The 17,882-nt window shown below is 43.8% G+C and carries 16 protein-coding genes; 2 read left to right on the top strand and 14 right to left on the bottom strand.

Annotation, left to right across the window (positions count from 1 at the left end):
* Positions 1 to 14: 14 nt before the first annotated feature.
* The 12 genes from ACED59_RS17055 to nrfB form a co-directional block, all read right to left on the bottom strand.
* Positions 15 to 1,103, bottom strand: coding sequence for a DUF1513 domain-containing protein (locus ACED59_RS17055; protein ID WP_032499886.1), 1,089 nt, complete (start codon positions 1,101 to 1,103; stop codon positions 15 to 17).
* Positions 1,093 to 2,154 carry an imelysin family protein gene (locus tag ACED59_RS17050; RefSeq protein WP_017098204.1) on the bottom strand — a complete coding sequence of 354 codons (1,062 nt, stop codon included), beginning with the start codon at positions 2,152 to 2,154 and terminating at the stop codon, positions 1,093 to 1,095. Before ACED59_RS17050 ends, ACED59_RS17055 begins: the two co-directional genes overlap by 11 nt.
* A gap of 142 nt (positions 2,155 to 2,296) precedes the next feature.
* Positions 2,297 to 3,685 (bottom strand): di-heme oxidoredictase family protein, encoded by a 1,389-nt coding sequence (locus tag ACED59_RS17045; RefSeq protein ID WP_029223974.1) that lies wholly within the window; start codon positions 3,683 to 3,685, stop codon positions 2,297 to 2,299.
* A 110-nt stretch (positions 3,686 to 3,795) separates the two neighbouring features.
* The gene (locus tag ACED59_RS17040) at positions 3,796 to 5,055 is read right to left on the bottom strand and encodes an imelysin family protein (RefSeq protein ID WP_017083887.1); all 1,260 of its coding nucleotides are present in this window, start codon (positions 5,053 to 5,055) and stop codon (positions 3,796 to 3,798) included.
* Positions 5,056 to 5,231: 176 nt separating this feature from the next.
* Positions 5,232 to 5,828 (bottom strand): GTP cyclohydrolase II, encoded by a 597-nt coding sequence (ribA, locus tag ACED59_RS17035; RefSeq protein ID WP_004733379.1) that lies wholly within the window; start codon positions 5,826 to 5,828, stop codon positions 5,232 to 5,234.
* 249 nt (positions 5,829 to 6,077) lie between these two features.
* Complete coding sequence (locus ACED59_RS17030) at positions 6,078 to 6,254, bottom strand: hypothetical protein (RefSeq protein ID WP_017098202.1); 177 nt, start codon at positions 6,252 to 6,254, stop codon at positions 6,078 to 6,080.
* 89 nt (positions 6,255 to 6,343) lie between these two features.
* Positions 6,344 to 6,784, bottom strand: a complete 441-nt coding sequence (nrfF, locus tag ACED59_RS17025) for a heme lyase NrfEFG subunit NrfF (protein WP_017098201.1) — start codon at positions 6,782 to 6,784, stop codon at positions 6,344 to 6,346.
* Positions 6,781 to 7,335: a DsbE family thiol:disulfide interchange protein gene (locus ACED59_RS17020; protein ID WP_004733376.1), complete on the bottom strand. Its 555-nt coding sequence runs from the start codon at positions 7,333 to 7,335 to the stop codon at positions 6,781 to 6,783. The genes nrfF and ACED59_RS17020 overlap by 4 nt, the downstream gene beginning before the upstream one ends.
* A complete protein-coding gene (locus ACED59_RS17015; protein ID WP_017098200.1) occupies positions 7,316 to 9,232 on the bottom strand; it encodes a heme lyase CcmF/NrfE family subunit in 1,917 nt (638 codons plus the stop codon). Before ACED59_RS17015 ends, ACED59_RS17020 begins: the two co-directional genes overlap by 20 nt.
* Before the next feature lie 128 nt (positions 9,233 to 9,360).
* Complete coding sequence (gene nrfD / locus ACED59_RS17010; RefSeq protein ID WP_029223973.1) at positions 9,361 to 10,335, bottom strand: cytochrome c nitrite reductase subunit NrfD; 975 nt, start codon at positions 10,333 to 10,335, stop codon at positions 9,361 to 9,363.
* Between the two features lie 2 nt (positions 10,336 to 10,337).
* Entirely contained in the window at positions 10,338 to 11,024 is a 687-nt protein-coding gene (gene nrfC, locus ACED59_RS17005; protein WP_004733373.1) for a cytochrome c nitrite reductase Fe-S protein, read from the bottom strand.
* A gap of 3 nt (positions 11,025 to 11,027) precedes the next feature.
* Positions 11,028 to 11,612 carry a cytochrome c nitrite reductase pentaheme subunit gene (gene nrfB, locus ACED59_RS17000; RefSeq protein ID WP_004733372.1) on the bottom strand — a complete coding sequence of 195 codons (585 nt, stop codon included), beginning with the start codon at positions 11,610 to 11,612 and terminating at the stop codon, positions 11,028 to 11,030.
* 481 nt (positions 11,613 to 12,093) lie between these two features.
* On the opposite strand from nrfB, the gene nrfA reads away from it, so the two are divergent.
* Together nrfA and ACED59_RS16990 are read left to right on the top strand one after the other, a co-directional pair.
* Positions 12,094 to 13,524, top strand: coding sequence for an ammonia-forming nitrite reductase cytochrome c552 subunit (gene nrfA / locus ACED59_RS16995; protein ID WP_017098197.1), 1,431 nt, complete (start codon positions 12,094 to 12,096; stop codon positions 13,522 to 13,524).
* 131 nt (positions 13,525 to 13,655) lie between these two features.
* On the top strand, positions 13,656 to 14,000 hold the full coding sequence (locus ACED59_RS16990; RefSeq protein WP_017085724.1) for a rhodanese-like domain-containing protein: 345 nt from the start codon (positions 13,656 to 13,658) through the stop codon (positions 13,998 to 14,000).
* Between the two features lie 120 nt (positions 14,001 to 14,120).
* Here the strand turns inward: ACED59_RS16990 and ACED59_RS16985 are convergent, their stop codons facing one another.
* Together ACED59_RS16985 and gyrA are read right to left on the bottom strand one after the other, a co-directional pair.
* Complete coding sequence (locus tag ACED59_RS16985) at positions 14,121 to 14,750, bottom strand: tetratricopeptide repeat protein (protein ID WP_371705065.1); 630 nt, start codon at positions 14,748 to 14,750, stop codon at positions 14,121 to 14,123.
* 200 nt (positions 14,751 to 14,950) lie between these two features.
* Positions 14,951 to 17,638 (bottom strand): DNA topoisomerase (ATP-hydrolyzing) subunit A, encoded by a 2,688-nt coding sequence (gyrA, locus tag ACED59_RS16980; protein WP_004733368.1) that lies wholly within the window; start codon positions 17,636 to 17,638, stop codon positions 14,951 to 14,953.
* Positions 17,639 to 17,882 lie beyond the last annotated feature (244 nt).

Genomic DNA, 17,882 nt, shown 5'->3' with positions numbered 1-17,882 from the left:
AGGGGTTTTATGAACTAGATTGCACTCCAATGGTTATCCCACTGGACCGATGATTGCTGAGTTGATTTCTCATAAGGCTTGTGTTGGCTCACCACACTGCCCGCTCCAGAGCTGAGTCGAAATTCACCATCAAGCAGCACGGCACCAGAAGCATCAGACAGCGCAGATAGCTCTACCAATTCTTGGGTTTCTTTAGACCAAATACCGTAGCAGTTGCCTCTTGGCGAAGTCGCAATAATCCAATCATCTGACGCCGCAATACTGGCGATATAGTGATTGAACCTTGCCCATTGCTCTGGTTCTGCATTCAGTGATTCAAACTGCCCACCTTTAGTATGCATCGCCAACAGCGAAGGATACTCGTCTGGCTCGCCACGATATTGCTGACCACAAAGTACAGTTTCAGCACCATCATGGGCTAAGTGTCGAATGCTCAGCTTCTTATCCAACAATTCAACCTGATCAAGCAGCACACCTTCAGGTGAAACATAACTTAAACTCGGTTGCATTGAATTCAAGTTTTTCGGTGTTCTACCGTCAGTATGAACGCCGCCAACACCAATCGCGAGATTACCATCCGGCATGATGATCACTTCATGAGGGCCAATACCAAAGCCAGTGAACTCCTCGACCTTACGATAGCCTTGTGAGACATCGTAAACACCAATCACACCTTGGCTGCTGTCCGTTTTCCCTTCCGTGGCATACAGTAACTTGCCATCTAATGAGTAAACGCCATGACCATAGAAGTGGCGATTGTTACCTTTCACGACCATCTTGATCTGCTGACCATTTTTATAGTCAAACACCATAAAATAGTCACCAGGACGACGAGCAAAAACCACCGCATGTGATGATGTTGGGCAAATCGCGACGCCATGCCCACGATCTGGGATCGGCAGTTGACTCAGCGGCATACCATATTCGTCAGCCACAACCGCTGAATATTGGCCACGACCATTAAGCGCACAGCCGATCAGTTGAGGATCATTAGATGTGCTTGCTGCGCCAGAGCGACTAGCGCAGCCAAACGGAAGTACAGGTACAGCTGCACAACCCAGTGCAGCCTTGAGTAGCGTTCTTCGTGTAGTATCAGTCACCATCGGTAGCATTAAATCCTATTACCACGCCAAGCTCTATCGCCACTTCTTCATGAATCAAGTACTTCAAACGTTCTAGTTTGTTGTATTGAGTCAGCACATTTCGGTAGCCCTCTTTGCTCTGCAGCAACTCGAACAAACTAGAGTCTGTAGGCCAAGTATCTAGCGTTAGCGTGAACTGATCAGCAACACGATCAGCCAGGTCGTTTAAGCCCTTCTCTCTCAACAAGCGATCTAAGCCATTGCCATCGGCAAGGTACAAATTCTGAAGTGCTGCTACATTCGCTTTTAGTTGAGTCATTGAGGTTTGTGCACGCCATGATTCTGAGAAGTAAGGACGCGGATGACCGATTTTAGCCATTGGGCGACTCAGCTTTTTCATGCTGTAATCAAGTTGGTTGGTCAATAAAGCGATGTATTCAGACTCCCAACGAATCTCGTCTAACGCTAACCAAGGGTTAACCTGCCATGCCTGTGCAATCGAAGATGACTTAATCGTTAAGTTTTCAGTAATCGCTTGTGATGATTGGCAGCCTAGTGTTTTGTCTTGAAGCAGTGGCGATTGCTCGTCATAAAGCGACCATTCCAACGCGCCTAGCCCTTGAACGGTAACACTCTGTTGCGCGATTTCGTCTTGAGACCATGCTTTATCCTGCTGAGTCAATTGACGCATTTTAAGACCGGTGGTGTTCTTCTTATCTGGCCAAAATTGAATATTCCAGCTCTCTTCAAGTGCCGCTGTTGGGCCTCTTTCTTGTCCTTGCAGTGCCATCCAACTGTTCATGGTGAGCTGCCACTGATTTTTCAAAGCATCTAACTCAACATCATTAGTTTGGCAGTAACACTGCATCAAGACTTCTAGCTCGTTGGCTTGCTTGGCGAATAGGACGGCTGAATCAAACTCTTGTTGATACACACTGCGACTGATGTGATCGGTCGTATCTGCTTGATAAGAAACACCATTAACCTCAGATGAAGCAGCTTGCTCACCCGATGATTGGCAGCCTGCCATGATTAATACCGACAAAGGCATTAACAAAAATTTATGCGTCATGCTGTTACCTTACTTCCTAATTTTTCTTTTAATTATATGAGTTCATTAAATACCAAACGACCGCTGAACTCGTATTCCTACACGTTCAGCGGTTGTGTTCTTTGGGTTAACTCGATCTTTGAATGTCTGAATCTCAGACCGACTATAACGAATTCAAAAACGCCAGTAGTGCTTCACGCTCAGTGGCATTCAAAGACAGAACGTTTTGTTTCGCCATTTCTGCTTCACCACCGTGCCAAAGTACCGCTTCCATAACGTTTCTTGCGCGACCGTCATGAAGCAGGAACGTATGACCATTCACTTCTTTGGTATAGCCTAATCCCCATAATGGCGTCGTACGCCACTCTTGGCCATTGGCAAGATATTCAGGGCGATTGTCGGCTAAGCCTTCCCCCATATCGTGCAACAACATATCGGTATACGGACTGATTAATTGCTTAGACAATGCAGGTAACCCTTCACGCTCTGCTGTGCGAATTTCAGCTTGGTGGCAACTCTGACAACCAACGTCTTTGAATAATTTTTTACCTTGCACTACAGCAGGCTTATCGACGTTGCGACGAATAGGGACCGCTAAATGCTGCGAATAAAACTCAACGAAGTCTAATATATTATCACTGACTTCTGGCTCGCCACCATTTAGGAAATCATCACAGGTTGATTGCGCTGATGTGCAGTTTTCATTCGGGAATAAGCGACTCGTTAAGCCCAAATCACCGTTAAACGCAGCCGCATTTTGCTGCATTAGGTTTGGCTGGCCAGCTTTCCAACCGAATCGACCCAACGCCATATCGTTAGTTTGAACATCAAGAACGTAGTTCGCTTTGCCTGAAACACCTTGCTTGTCGGCCAACTGCTGTTTAGCAAATCCGAGAATCGTTTCTTGCGGGATGCTTTCAAGTAAACCAAGGCCAATCATTGGCGGCGCAACACGAGCTGAAAACTCAGTTTTAGGATGCATCTCGCCAAAGGCAAGATCAGTAATCTTTAAAATTGGTTTACGCAAAGTAACGACTGTACCGTCTTTGAATTCAACAGGAACATCGGTGTAGCTGATGTTCACTTTGCCCTCGGGTTTTACACCTTGAAGCGCGAAATCTTGTAACTGGCCACCGTAAGTTGGTTCAGGAATACCACCATCACGAATGAAGGCTTGTCTCTGCTCTGGCGTTTCGGCTGGAATACTTAAGCGAACTAACATTGAAACCGCGTTCTCATCGCCTTTTTCAGGCGCATGACCACGACCATCTTTAATATGGCAGTTTTGACAACCGTTGGTGTTGAATAGTGGGCCTAACCCATCACGCGCATCGGTTGATGAGGGTGCAGGTACCCAAGGGTTTCTAAAGAAGCTGTTACCTACGCTGAAATCCAAACGTTTGCTCATTGGAAGGTTGGCTGCAGGAAGAGAAAAAGCATTCGCTCCCTCTTTCTTCACAGTCGTTTTACCACCAGAGTAAGTTTCATGGGCATGTAATGGCGATAAGAAAAACAGTGCGGTTAATAGTGAGGCTGATAGATACGACTTCATACATTGCCTTGCGGTGTTTTTGATTTTAGTTTTTATGTGGGAGTAACTTTTTTGAATAACAAACAATTAAGGGCTCAATGAGAGCCCTTAATTGTTTTCGTCTCGGGTTCTTAGAACTCGTGATCAGCCGTGTCTGGGTTAAGGCTATCAATACCAATAACACCAGCGGCACGCTCAATCGCAGCCGTTTGAGACACTAGAGCAACAATTGTTTTGTTTACTAGTGCATTACCTGCAGCGTTGTCAGCAGCAATTAGCTGATCGAAGTGCTGGTTATTTTTCTCTGCAGAAACAACAAGCTGACCAACTTGTGCACGTGCTAGATCAAACTGCTTTTGAATCTCTTTCGCAGCTTGCTCGTCTTTTTGTTCAACTAGGTCAAACAGGCTAGGGCCTGAAAGTAGAGAACCATCTTCACGCTTGTACAAGCCAGTGTATACGTTGTAGATACCTTGCTCGTTGTAGTAGTGAGAGTTGTGCGTGTTATCAGAGAAACAGTCGTGCTCATCTTCAGTAGAGTTTGCTTCTAGTGCAACCTTCATACGCTCACCCGCTAGTTCACCTAGAGACAGTGAACCCATGCCAAATAGCATTTTACGTAGGCCGTTGTCGCTAGATTCAGAAAGAAGCTCTTGACGGTAGTTACCTTTCTCGCCTTCAGCCCACTGTTTTTCCATCCATTCTAGATCTTGGATAAGAAGTTCAGCTGATGCTTTTAGGTATGCGCCACGACGGTCACAGTTACCGTTAGTACACTCAGCGCCAACAACGAAGTCAGTGTAAGCACGCTCACCTGCACCGCTGTTTGTGCCGTTTAAATCTTGACCCCAAAGTAGGAATTCAATCGCGTGGTAGCCAGACGCTACGTTTGCTTCAGAGCCACCGATCTCGTTGAGATCTGCAATTAGTTCTGGAGTAATGTTGGTTGCGTCTACCGTTGTCTGACCAATTTGGAAAGTTTTATTAGCAACGATGTTTGCGCTAGCGCCTTCGTTACCAAGCTCATATTGGTAATCAGTCGAAACGTAATCGATTAGGCCTTCATCAAGTGGCCATGCGTTCAATTGGCCTTCCCAATCGTCAACAACAACGTTACCAAAGCGGAATACTTCTGACTGTTGGTAGGGTACGCGAGACTCAAGCCAAGCTTGTTTTACTTGTTCGAAATTGCCAGCAGAAGGAGAAGCTAAGAAGGTATCAATAGAAGAGTTCAACGCTTTTGCTGTAATTACTGAATCTGCAAACACGGCATGAGCAATATCTGCGTAATGTTCTACAACTTGATCTTGAGTTACTGCAGCGAAAGAAGAAGCAGAGGCAAAAAGGAGTGACGAAGTTACGGCTTTTGTCACTAAAGATTTAATAGTCATGAAGCATCCTTGTTGAGCTTTAAATTATTATTCGTAGTAATAGTGCAAACCATTATCATTTGCACTACGGATTGGAATAATACAAACTTACAATTTTATTGCAAGATAAATACAAAAAAACCTCACATATGTGAGGTCTTTAAACATTTTTATGTTAAGCGCAACAAAGAGGCTAATCAGATATCCAGATTATGCTTACCGTGTGAGACTTTTGCCTTCAGGTAGCTTTCATTACCCGACTTAACATGAGCAGAGGTGTTCACCACTTCTTCAATCTCAATACCAAAAGATTTCAGCTCATTGATTTTCTTTGGGTTGTTAGTGACTAGGCGAATTTTTGTGGTTCCTAAAGCACGAAGCATTTCTGCCGCTTCAGTAAAATCACGCAAATCGTCACCGAAACCTAGATGGTTATTGGCTTCGTAAGTGTTCATACCTTCACTTTGCAGGCGGTATGCATCGATTTTATTGTATAAACCAATACCACGACCTTCTTGGCGTAAGTAAAGAATCACTCCACCCGTCTCACCCATAATTCTAATGGTTTCGTCTAGCTGCTCACCACAGTCACAGCGAGAGGAATGGAAAACATCACCAGTCAGGCACTCAGAGTGCATACGAACAAGAGGTATGTCTTGTGTCTTGTCTGCTGATTTAAATATCACAGCAACATGCTCTTTATCTGTTTTCAATCCATGAAAAGACAGAAGTTCAGCATCAATACTGCTTGTTACCCCTACTTTGAAATCTATTCTGGCACGCACTTCCGCCATAGCTATACTCACTTGAAAATTCGATGTATTTAACAACACTACATTATATGTCTAGGCAATATTTTGTAGCTAACTATCTAATGATAGACACTATGAGGCTGTTAACAATTTTTTTCAAGGTCGACCATGCACTAATTGTTATATTATAACAATAATTTTTCAGGTAACAAAAAACCCCACATTGGGATGACCAGCATGGGGTTATAAATTAATCAGTTGCGGCTAAGGCTACGATTTTTTACAGAACGATTAACTTATTTGAGTTTGCTTCCAGATGACAAGCTGAACCCAAGCGTTCTCTAATTCGGTTAACTCTTCTTGAGTAAGCGTAGAAATGCTCGACTTTGCACTGTATTTTTCTGCCCATTTGTCAGATCGGACACGAGTATGGAACTCTTTCTTTAAATTTGAGATTACGTTATCCACAGATACATCCTTATATAACAGTGCTTAGCCTTTATAATCCTTTAATGTTACAAAATACAGGTCAATTGGTAAACAGTAATACATAATTTTTATGAGCTCTTTCTAACACTTTTTACTGATAGATATATAAATAAGAGAAATAATACGCTCGGAAGTAGCCAAAGTAATAAGTTTGAAACACTCATTGCTGGTTTATAGAGCACAAATTCACCGAACCTTTCCGTCATATATTGAGTAATTTCATTATTACTCTTCCCTGCTTTCACCATATTGAATACAACGAGGCGTAAGTCTTTTGCAATTGGAGAGTTCGACTCAATCAGGTTTTGATTCTGGCATTGCGGGCAACGTAGGTTTTTTGCCAATGTAATAGCGCGCTGCTGTTGTTCTGGGTTTTCAAACTCAAACAGTTCAACTTGAATACTCGTGTCCTTATTACTGGCTGTAAACAGATCTTCTGCCAAAGTCGGAAAACTAATAACCATAAGCGTAGACAGCACAACGAGTGCTTGTATTAAAGGCTTCATCATCCATTCGCACCATCAAAATACATCGCAAGTTCTTCTTGCCACACTGATTCGTTGATCACGCCCAGTAACTTCTTAATGATTTGGCCGTCAGCGTCGACCAGATACGTTTCAGGAGTACCGATTACGCCGAGTTCTAACGCTAGCTTACCTTGAGGATCACTGATCACCGTTGAGTACGGATTGCCATCGCTCGATAACACATTGATCGCTGCCCCGGAGTTATCTCGATAATTGAGCCCAACAATTGGAATACCTTTATCATGAAGTTTGAGCAAAAAAGCGTGCTCAGTTTTACATATACCGCACCACGAAGCCCATACATTAACCAGTTGATAAGGATGCTGAGTGACATCAGCCAACGTAATTTCCTGTTTACTACTGATGCCTTCACTATTCGCTAACGCAGTAGATATGAATTCTGGAAATGCCCTTTTTTGCTCCGACACAATCGTCGATTGCTGCTTATTATTGAGCGCAAAGGCAAAACCCAACACCACCATTAATGCCAAGATAATTAACGTGATGAGCTTGTTACGAACGCTGGTATGCATACTGTGACGCCTTAACGGTTTTCTTTTTACGATGACTCAATGAGAGTAAAGCGCCAAGAATGGAGAACAACCCACCAAACCAGATCCAGCGTGCATACGCCTTGTACTGCACTCGAAATGCATAAGCGGTGGAATCTACTTTCTCGCCCATGGTGATATAAACATCGCCATGCCAGAACCACTTCATTGCAGGCTCACTCATGTTCATGACTCGAACTTGGTAGTGTCTTCTTTCTGGCGCTATGGTAAAGCTTTTATCGCCGGCATCTAAGTTTAGTATCGCCTTCTCTGCGGTAAAATTTGAGGCGACATAAAGCTCGGTATCACGATGAGAAAGCGTCCAATCCATGAACTCTACTTGTGCGCCTGGGCTTAGTTTATAGCTGCGCTCAAATGAGTGATAGCTATTCATTGCAGCACCTACAGCGAGTACTGCAACCCCGACATGAGCAAAGGTCATCACCCAGACTTTGCGTTGGAACTTAGAACTTCGGGTAACCACTAAGCCGTAAATATGCGTCAGTAACACCCAGAATGCGAGGCCCCAAGTCAGCAGTGCCATCATTTGGGTCTGCTCGACTTGCAAAGCGTAACAGGCGAACCCTAGACCAATAGATACTAGAGCGATCAGCGTAATAACACCTTTAGTCGCTTGAGGTTTAATACTCAGCAAAGGGGCTAAGCCGACGACGGCTAACGCAAGCAAAGCCAAAGGAGCAATCAACAAATTAAAGTAAGGCGCACCTACCGATATGTTCCCCAACCCAAGCAGTTCAAAGACCATTGGATAAAACGTACCAAACACCACAACAGCGGTCGCCAGGACAAAAATGAGCACCGCAACTAGGCTTAAAAAGCTCTTACTCGCGAAGCTAGTAATCGGGTTAGATTCAAAAGACTCTCCTCTGATGATAAGCAGAGAAAATGAGCTCACCAGTACCAACACTAATATAAGTAGCAGTGCGATACCTTTGGTTGGGTCAACAGCAAAAGCATGCACCGACGTTAATACGCCAGAACGAACAATAAAGGTGCCTAAGATACTCAAACAAAACGTAATGAAAGCAAGGCTGAGAGACCATTTCAAGAGCTGTTGTTTGCCCTTAGCAACGCCTAGACTGTGCAGTAAAGCTGTTGAAGTAAGCCACGGCAACAAGCTGGCATTTTCAACAGGATCCCAGAACCACCAGCCGCCCCAGCCTAATTCGTAATACGCCCACCAAGAACCAAGAATGATCCCTGCAGTTAAAAAGATCCAAGCGACTAGACACCAACTGCGACAATGGGCAACCCAATCAAACTCAATAGGATCAACCAGCAAAGCGGCTACAGCAAATGCCAGCACCACAGAAAAACCGACATAGCCAAGGTAAAGTAATGGAGGGTGAAAGATCAGGCCGACATCTTGCAACATTGGGTTAAGGTCACGCCCTTCTAGCGGCAAGATCGAGTTCATTTCAAATGGATTTGATGCGAATAACGTGAACCAAGCAAATATCGCGAGCAGTAGATTCATTACCCACAACACACGGCTTTGGTATTCATTCGAATAGTGTTTTTGTAAGGCAATAACGCCAGACCAGACGCTGATCGTCAGTACCCAAAACAACAAGGAACCTTCATGGCCTGCCCATACGGCTGCGAGCTTAAAAAATGAGGGTAATTGAGTATTTGAATGTTCAGCGACATAGAGAATAGAGAAGTCATCACTGACAAAGGCATAGCCAAGCAATGCGACAGAAGTGAGAGAAAACAATGCACTTGAAAGAGAGAAACTGCGGATTAAACCTATATTTTGCGTCCGTTTGTTTAGCATTTGATAAAACGAATGCGCACCAATAATGCTACTGAGTACAGCAACCAACACTAAACTAAACAGCCCCAAAGAACCGACCATATCACCTCAATAAGGCTCCGCTTGAGCAGAGCCAATCTGAACACGCATCTCATGTTTATTTAAAGCATGTTCATTAATAAGCAGATATTTAGTATCTAACATCTGCTCACTAATAAACTTGAGCAAAATTAAGCTATCGTTAACTGCCCTGCATAAAGGACAAAAGTTCGCAGCATTAATACGCCCATTAGGCTTAGCGAAGTCACGGAGAAAATATACACCGAGCTATGGCGGATTGAGGTTGGTGTAACGGCATTCAGCAACAACGGTAAAACCATGCCAACACCGATGACGCCATACCAGAACCAACTCGCCCAGAAACCACTACCAATTGCGTTCCATACTGCTTGTTCACTTTGACCACCAGCGAAGATCAGCCCAGTAAAGAAAGTAATTAGAACAAACAATTCAAACATCACGACTGGACGTTCGAATCCGTGAATCCATGAAATAGTCGGGCTATGAGGTGATTCTTTAAAGACCAACACACCAAATAAAATACACGCCGCCGCTCCCGAAGATAAGCTCGAGAACAAGAACAAAATCGGCAGCACTGGGTTATTCAATAGTGGGAAAGTATTTAAAGCTGAAAGCAAGAATCCGGTATAAGCGGCAAGCATAAGAGCAAGAACAGCTAAGAATATTTCCAGAGCATTCTCAAACACTTCTAATTTGCCAATCCAATTACCGACAAAATCAAGTCGCCCTTTTAGCCATGCTTGATCATTCAAGAACACGACTATTTGATCTCTAAATATAATGCCGATCCAAAGGAATAAGATCACCATATATACTTGGAATAAGATCACACCCATCGACATCACAGACGTTGGATTATAGAAGATCATGATCTTCCAAAAGGATAACGGTTTTGTCAGGTGGAAAACCAAGATAAGCAGACCTGAAATGATCCCAAATGGCGCAAGAAAAGCCGTGGCCTTTAACACACCATTATGAGCAGGATCGCCTTCAATGATCTTACGTTTTAGGTAAATGGAGATCATTACAGCACCCGCCGACATCCCCGCGAGAAATAGATAGATTGCTATAATCCAGTCCCATACCACCGTACCAGACTGAAAAGCTGCGTCCCATGCACTCATAATCAAATCTCCCCTTTTTGGTGTGGCACTTTATAGAGTTTTGGCTGAGTACCTAGATAAGCTTTATCTCTGTAAACCACCTCAGATTGAAGCACCTGGTTTATCTCACTCTCAGGGTCATTTAGATCGCCAAAGACCAGCGCATTGGTCGGGCAAGATTCGACACAAGCAGGCAACTTCCCTTGTGCAAGATTGGTATCACGACAGAAGTTACATTTATCTGCGGACTTGTTCTCAGGATGGAAAAAGCGCACTTGATATGGGCAAGCCAATAGACAATAACCACAACCGACACACTTCTCTTGATGAACGTCGACAATGCCGGTTTTTTCATCTTTGTAGGCCGCGCCTGTTGGGCAAACCATCACACAAGGTGCGTTATCACAATGCTGGCAAGAGTTACGAGTAAAACGGTAATCAACATTGGGATATTCGCCTTGGGGCTCACTCTTAATAATTTCTAAGCGCGATACACCTTCAGGTACTTTGTTTACTTCACGACATGCTTCGGTACAGGCGGTACAACCAATACAAGCGGTTTCGTCATGAATCATTCCATAACGTTTAGTGCCATCTTCTTGAACATTGGCTAGCGTCTTGCGACTTGTTACTGCCGCAGTTCCCGCTACACCTGTGGTAAAAATAACGGCACCAGCGCCTGCTAAAAAGTTTCTTCTTGAGCAGCTCATAGATTACTCCTCTTCTTTCTTCTGGTTGAAGTCTGAATGGCAATCCACACACAGCTTGATGGTTTGCTTCTTATCTAAGCCCAACACCTTTGCTTCAGTCGCATGAACATCATGGCAGTTTGAACACGTTAAGTTTTGCGCGTGAACATCGTGAGTCCAACTCGCTTCACGCAGATCATCAGGCTTGTGACAATCGATACATTGGCTATTGGCATCTAAAATTAAGCTAGGGTCTAGGAAAACCTTTTCAGTTCCCGGTTGTGATTGAGCCTCGCGATACTTCACCACTTCAGGCGCACCTTCACGGTGATCGGGGCTAATAGAACTATGACAGTCGGTACAATTTACTTCGCGGCCAAGCAAAGCGTGTGCACTTTCACCATGTGAACCCAATACCGTTTCTTTTGAATCTTTATGGCATTGAACACACTTGTAGTCTTTGTCGCGGATTAATTCGACTTCATGTCTTGTTGATTCTCCTACTGGCGTAACAGCAGGCTCAGCAACAGCATGAATGGAATAACCATAGAGGCAGAATGCTAGAAGGGATTTAAGCATTATGACTATGGCCAATTTAATATTGCCCATTTTATCCTTTCCTTATACCGGCATTATTTAACTCTCAACTAAATAATATTCCGGTTAAACAAAAGTACCCTTAAACGATATTATTACCGCTTAAATGATATCAATTCTTATTTTGGATAAGCCACAACGCTTTCTATAGTTAGAATATACCTCTAATTGGGTAATACGAAATTTGGATGGGTTAATCTGTGAACGCAATCACCCTATTTATATCATGGTCAATTTAGGTAATTGATTGTTATATATGATAATAATTCTCAATTAAATTTTAATAACACTGCCCATCAATACCCCTTTAGGGGTATATAAACTTCAACGTGATTGAAGTCACTACCATTAATTGATCTAAGACAAGCTATATCCAACACGTAACAAAATGTGTTTGTTTATGAATTAATATAAACAGGAATTCTCCAGTTCTTAATTTGAATAGCAAACTCACAACGCTTGGTATAAGAATCAGTATATTGGAGATATCACTGTGAAAAAGCATTGGATACGTAATTCGGTCACAGCACTATTAATGGTTAGCGCATCACTAGCAAGCGCGACCAGTTTTGCTGCGTCTGAACAAAAAGAAATTGGCGATCCTCGTAACGACCAGTTCGAGCAAAACCACCCAGATCAATATCATTCATGGAGACAGACTTCAGAAAGCGAAGTTATTGAAGACGCACTAAAAGAAGATCCCAACATGGTTATCATGTGGGCTGGCTACGGCTTCGCAAAAGATTACAACAAGGCACGTGGTCACTTTTATGCGATTGACGATGTACGACAAACGCTTCGTACTGGCGGCCCAACAGACGAAAGCTCAGGCCCAATGCCAATGGCATGTTGGAGCTGTAAGAGCCCAGACGTAGCACGTGTTATTGAAGAACGTGGCGAAGATGGTTACTTCGAAGGTAAGTGGGCGCGTCTTGGCAACGAGATCATTAACCCTATTGGCTGTTCAGACTGTCACGATACCAAAAGCGAAGGCTTTAAAAATGGTGAACCAGCACTTAAGGTGACTCGTCCTTACGTTGAACGTGCATTTGAAACGATTGGTAAAAAGTTTGATGAACAAAGCCGCTTAGACCAACAAGCTTCTGTTTGTGCTCAGTGCCACGTGGAATACTACTTCACAGGGCCAACCAAAGGTGTGAAATTCCCTTGGGACGAAGGTACAACCGTTGGTGACATGGAACGCTACTATGATGCAATCAACTTTAAAGATTGGACGCATAAAGTATCGAAAGCACCCATGCTGAAAGCACAGCACCCAGGTTTCGAAACATGGCGCGAAGGCATCCATGGTAAGAACAAAGTCGTTTGTGCTGACTGTCATATGCCGAAAGTGACCAAAGAAGATGGCACTGTTTATACCGACCATAAAGTGGGTAACCCATTCGACCGCTTCGAAGATACGTGTGCAAACTGTCACACTCAATCGAAAGAAACCATGCGTAACATCGTTTCAAGCCGTAAAGCGCAAGTTCTGAACATGAAGCTAACTGCTGAGAAACAAATCGTAGCTGCTCACTTTGAAGCAGGCGCGGCATGGGAAGCGGGTGCGACAGAGCAAGAGATGGAGCCGATCCTACTGGATATCCGTCACGCTCAATGGCGTTGGGACTACGCTATCGCGTCTCACGGTATTCACATGCATGCACCTGAAATCGCTCTAGAAGTGCTAGGTACTGCCGTTGACCGCGCAGCGGATGCTCGAACTAAGATTGTTCGTCTACTGGCGAAGAAAGGCATCACCGATCCAATCGAAATTCCAGATATCTCGACAAAAGAAGCTGCTCAAAAAGCGCTTGGAATGGACATGGATAAGATGAACGCTGAGAAACAACACTTCTTAGACACGGTTGTTCCTAAATGGGAAGAGCAAGCTGAAAAGCGTGAAGCCAACTACGAATACTAGTTTCTTCAATTAGACCATTACGTAAAAACCAGTCACACTATTGTTGTGTGGCTGGTTTTTTTAGGTTTTGGGGGTATACACATCAATATCGAACCCCCGATCCACCCACTCGCCAATTCAAGGAATAAACAATGAAAATCTTACTTTCGCTTTCGGCATTATGTATTGCACTACTCAGTTCAGGCGTTCACGCATCTGAGCGTGCTGAGACAGGGTGGGAATTAATAGAGAAAGGTGCATTAGTGGTTGATGTCAGAACACCTGCAGAGTTCGAACAAGGGCATCTAGACAACGCCATCAACTACCCTCTTTCTGAAGTGGCTACTCACTTTGCTAAGATAGATAAAGAGCAACCCATCGTGTTGTATTGCCGCAGTGGCAATCGTTCAGGGCAAGCTTATCAGTTCTTGCGTGCTCAAGGGTTTACTCAAATCCATAACGCAGGTGGGTTAATCGAAATGCAAGAAAGCCAATAACTTGAGAGATTAATGGCTTTAGAGGCTAATCGTTTCAAAAGCAAATCGCTTCAAAGGCAAATCATTTCAAAAACAAATAGTTTCAAAGGCTAATCAGGAAGAACAGCCTATTGACCAAGCCTAGCGGATCATCTGTTTGGCTTGGTTGATCGAATGGATAATAGAAACACGATCAATGCCCTTTTGATTGGAATCGAGAATTTGAGTCCACGCATCAATCGCTTGTTGATAGCGCATGCTGATGAAGTGATCGGTCGCAATCAACATCAATGCCGTACGATCATTGGGATCAATCTGCATGGAGTGATCCAATAACGCATTCACGTCATCGCTCATAGCTTGAGAACTAAGATAGTAAAGTGCGGTTGCTTTGGCCGCATAGAGGCCAGAAGGTGCTTGAGGATCTAATCTAATCGCGTAGTCGTAACAGGTGAACGCTGCATCAAACTCCCCCTTCTGCATATACACACCACCAAGCTTAAACCACAAATCGGATTGATTCGGGTCTTGCTCAAGGCTTTGCTGAAGTTCATCTTCGAAATCTGTCGCCGTGTAGTTATTGTTATCGTCCAAAGGAAGTTGAGGTAACTCTTGTTTAAGTTGAGACCAGACAAGCACACTCAAAGCCACAGCAGTAAGTAAAATCATCACATTGCCTTTTAGATGACTGCCATTGTTGTTCGCGGCAATAACGATCACAATCAAAAACAGGCTCATTAGTATCAAAGCGACCAACAACCAGATATCCATTTCACACTCCTCTTTCATTCCCCTCTACTCTATCGTTTTCATCTCCTCGCTATATTGATCAAGGTTTAGCTATCGATATTTTGACGATCACAGTTCAACGATAAAGTCAGAGCAAGATCCACACATAGCAGGCAATAAAAAACCGAGCACTTAGGCTCGGTTTTTTCATTGGTAAGCTAAATTACTTAACGTAATAGAGATTACTCAGTGTCTTGCTCGCTATCACTTTCAGAGTCAGAAGCATCTGATGCTTGCTCTTCACTTGATTCAGAAACGACCGTTCCTTCTGCATTAACTGTTTCTGCGTTTACTGCGTCAGCATTTGCTTCTTCAGTTTCTTCGCCTTCAACAATCTCAGCTTCTTCTACTTCGTCGATACGTTGTAGACCTACAACATTCTCGTCTTCAGCAGTACGAATCAGTGTCACACCTTGAGTGTTACGACCAACTTGGCTTACTTCCGCTACGCGAGTACGTACTAGTGTACCTGCGTCGGTGATCATCATCATTTCATCGCCTTCTTCAACCTGAACAGCACCAACTACTGGGCCATTACGATCAGAGACTTTGATAGATACTACACCTTGCGTTGCACGGCCTTTCGTTGGGTATTCAGCCAGCTCAGTACGCTTACCGTAACCGTTTTGAGTCACAGTTAGGATATCGCCTTCGTTTGAAGGAACAATCAGTGAAACCACTTGATCGTCTTCTGGGAGCTTCATACCACGAACACCAGAGGCAGTACGACCCATTGGACGTACTTTGTCCTCGTTAAAGCGAACAACCTTGCCCGATTTAGAGAACAGCATGATGTCGCTATTACCATCAGTAATATCAACGCCAATCAGTGAATCATCGTCACGTAGGTTAACTGCGATTAGGCCGTTAGCACGTACGTTTGCGAATTGATCCAGTGATGTCTTCTTAACTGTACCGTCGCCTGTTGCCATGAAGATGAATTTCTCGTTAGAGAACTCAGAAACAGGCAGGATAGCCGTAATACGCTCACCTTCTTCTAGAGGAAGAATGTTAACGATAGGCTTACCACGAGCTGTACGGCTCGCTTGCGGCAATTGGTAAACTTTCAGGCGGTACGTTTTACCACGAGTAGAGAAGCATAAGATGTTATCGTGAGTATTAGCAACAAGCAGACGCTCAATGTAATCCTCATCTTTCATCTTAGTTGCACTCTTACCTTTACCACCACGACGCTGAGCTTCGTAGTCGCTTAGGATTTGGTACTTAACGTAACCTGCGTTAGAAAGCGTTACTACAACGTCTTCTTGAGCAATTAACTCTTCCATGTCGATGTCATGAACCGCTGCTGTGATTTCTGTACGACGCTCGTCGCCATAGATATCACGTACCGCTTCAAGTTCTTCACGGATCACTTCCATCAAACGCTCAGTGCTTGCAAGAATATGCATTAGCTCAGCGATCTCTTCTAGAAGTGCTTTGTACTCGTCTAGAATCTTCTCGTGCTCAAGGCCAGTTAGGCGGTGAAGACGAAGTTCTAGAATAGCTTGCGCTTGAGTTTCCGTTAGGAAGTATTGACCATCACGGATACCGTATTGGTCTTCAAGCCAATCTGGACGAGCTGCATCAGTACCAGCACGTTCAAGCATTGATGCAACGTTACCAAGATCCCAACCACGAGATACTAGACCAACTTTAGCTTCTGCTGGTGTTGGTGCGTTCTTGATCAGTTCAATGATTTCATCAATGTTTGCAAGCGCTAAAGATAGAGCTTCCAAGATATGTGCACGGTCGCGCGCTTTCTTCAATTCGAAGATAGTACGACGTGTCACAACTTCACGACGGTGATCAACAAAACACTTCAACATATCTTTAATGTTGAAAAGTTGTGGTTGGCCATTGTTCAGAGCAACCATGTTGATGCCGAAAGTTGTTTGCAGTTGAGTTTGTGAGTAAAGGTTGTTTAGTACAACTTCACCGACAGCATCACGCTTACATTCAATAACAATACGCATACCATCTTTATCAGATTCGTCACGCAGTGCACTGATGCCTTCAACTTTCTTGTCTTTTACAAGTTCTGCAATCTTCTCGATCAGACGAGCTTTGTTCACTTGATATGGAATTTCAGTAACGATAATTGTTTCTTTACCGTTCTTTTCCATTTCAATGTTCGCGCGCGAGCGCATGTAAACTTTGCCACGACCAGTCTTATATGCATCAACAATGCCCTTACGGCCACTGATTAATGCTGCTGTCGGGAAGTCTGGACCCGGGATATAGTCCATTAGCTCATCAATAGTGATGTCTTCATTATTGATAAATGCTAAACAGCCATCAACAACTTCGCCAAGGTTATGTGGCGGGATGTTGGTAGCCATACCTACTGCGATACCAGAAGCACCGTTAACCAATAGGTTTGGTATTTTTGTTGGTAAAACTGCTGGTATTTGCTCGGTTCCATCATAGTTAGGAACGAAGTCAACCGTATCTTTATCAAGATCCGTTAATAGCTCACCAGCTATTTTTGACATACGAACTTCGGTATAACGCATTGCCGCAGCTGAATCGCCGTCAACCGAACCAAAGTTACCTTGGCCATCGACTAACATATAGCGTAATGAAAACGGCTGAGCCATACGAACAATTGACTCGTATACCGCACTATCACCGTGTGGGTGATATTTACCGATTACATCGCCTACTACACGAGCAGACTTTTTATATGCTTTGTTCCAATCATTACCTAGTACATTCATCGCGAACAAAACGCGGCGGTGTACTGGTTTTAGGCCATCACGCACATCTGGAAGGGCACGACCAACGATGACGGACATCGCGTAGTCTAGGTATGAACCTCTAAGCTCATCTTCAATATTTACGGGCGTGATCTCTTTCGCTAGATCGCTCATAGAGCCATTTTCCCTCTATAGTCAGATCGTATTTTTGAATACGTATAAGACCGAAAAATATAACACAAATTTACCTACGGAGGCATCACTTTCCCTCTCCTTTTACCATCTTGTGACCCTTGTAGCCAATCTATTGATGAGAAATTGCACCTCAGCGTCATATCTTGCTGAAACATGGTCACTTTACACTCAATAAACTAGCAAAATTGTAGATCTTCTGGTCAGCAGGAAAAGGCAAGTTATA

The sequence above is a fragment of the Vibrio sp. FF266 genome (assembly GCF_041439695.1).
GTDB classification, from domain to species: Bacteria; Pseudomonadota; Gammaproteobacteria; order Enterobacterales; family Vibrionaceae; genus Vibrio; species Vibrio tasmaniensis_A.
The sequence above is the reverse complement of the archived record's forward strand: the minus strand, read 5'-3'. Positions and strand labels throughout refer to the sequence as shown.

Excerpts from the sequence above, each read along its gene's own strand:
- nrfD (WP_029223973.1), bottom strand. The coding sequence starts at position 10,335 with ATGAGTGCATGGGACGCAGCTTTTCAGTCTGGTACGGTGGTATGGGAC.
- gyrA (WP_004733368.1), bottom strand. The coding sequence starts at position 17,638 with ATGAGCGATCTAGCGAAAGAGATCACGCCCGTAAATATTGAAGATGAG.
- ACED59_RS17040 (WP_017083887.1), bottom strand. The coding sequence starts at position 5,055 with ATGACTATTAAATCTTTAGTGACAAAAGCCGTAACTTCGTCACTCCTT.
- ACED59_RS17020 (WP_004733376.1), bottom strand. The coding sequence starts at position 7,335 with ATGCATACCAGCGTTCGTAACAAGCTCATCACGTTAATTATCTTGGCA.
- ACED59_RS17045 (WP_029223974.1), bottom strand. The coding sequence starts at position 3,685 with ATGAAGTCGTATCTATCAGCCTCACTATTAACCGCACTGTTTTTCTTA.
- ACED59_RS16990 (WP_017085724.1), top strand. The coding sequence starts at position 13,656 with ATGAAAATCTTACTTTCGCTTTCGGCATTATGTATTGCACTACTCAGT.
- ACED59_RS17050 (WP_017098204.1), bottom strand. The coding sequence starts at position 2,154 with ATGACGCATAAATTTTTGTTAATGCCTTTGTCGGTATTAATCATGGCA.
- ribA (WP_004733379.1), bottom strand. The coding sequence starts at position 5,828 with ATGGCGGAAGTGCGTGCCAGAATAGATTTCAAAGTAGGGGTAACAAGC.
- ACED59_RS16985 (WP_371705065.1), bottom strand. The coding sequence starts at position 14,750 with ATGGATATCTGGTTGTTGGTCGCTTTGATACTAATGAGCCTGTTTTTG.
- ACED59_RS17015 (WP_017098200.1), bottom strand. The coding sequence starts at position 9,232 with ATGGTCGGTTCTTTGGGGCTGTTTAGTTTAGTGTTGGTTGCTGTACTC.
- nrfC (WP_004733373.1), bottom strand. The coding sequence starts at position 11,024 with ATGAGCTGCTCAAGAAGAAACTTTTTAGCAGGCGCTGGTGCCGTTATT.
- ACED59_RS17055 (WP_032499886.1), bottom strand. The coding sequence starts at position 1,103 with ATGGTGACTGATACTACACGAAGAACGCTACTCAAGGCTGCACTGGGT.
- nrfB (WP_004733372.1), bottom strand. The coding sequence starts at position 11,612 with ATGGGCAATATTAAATTGGCCATAGTCATAATGCTTAAATCCCTTCTA.
- nrfF (WP_017098201.1), bottom strand. The coding sequence starts at position 6,784 with ATGATGAAGCCTTTAATACAAGCACTCGTTGTGCTGTCTACGCTTATG.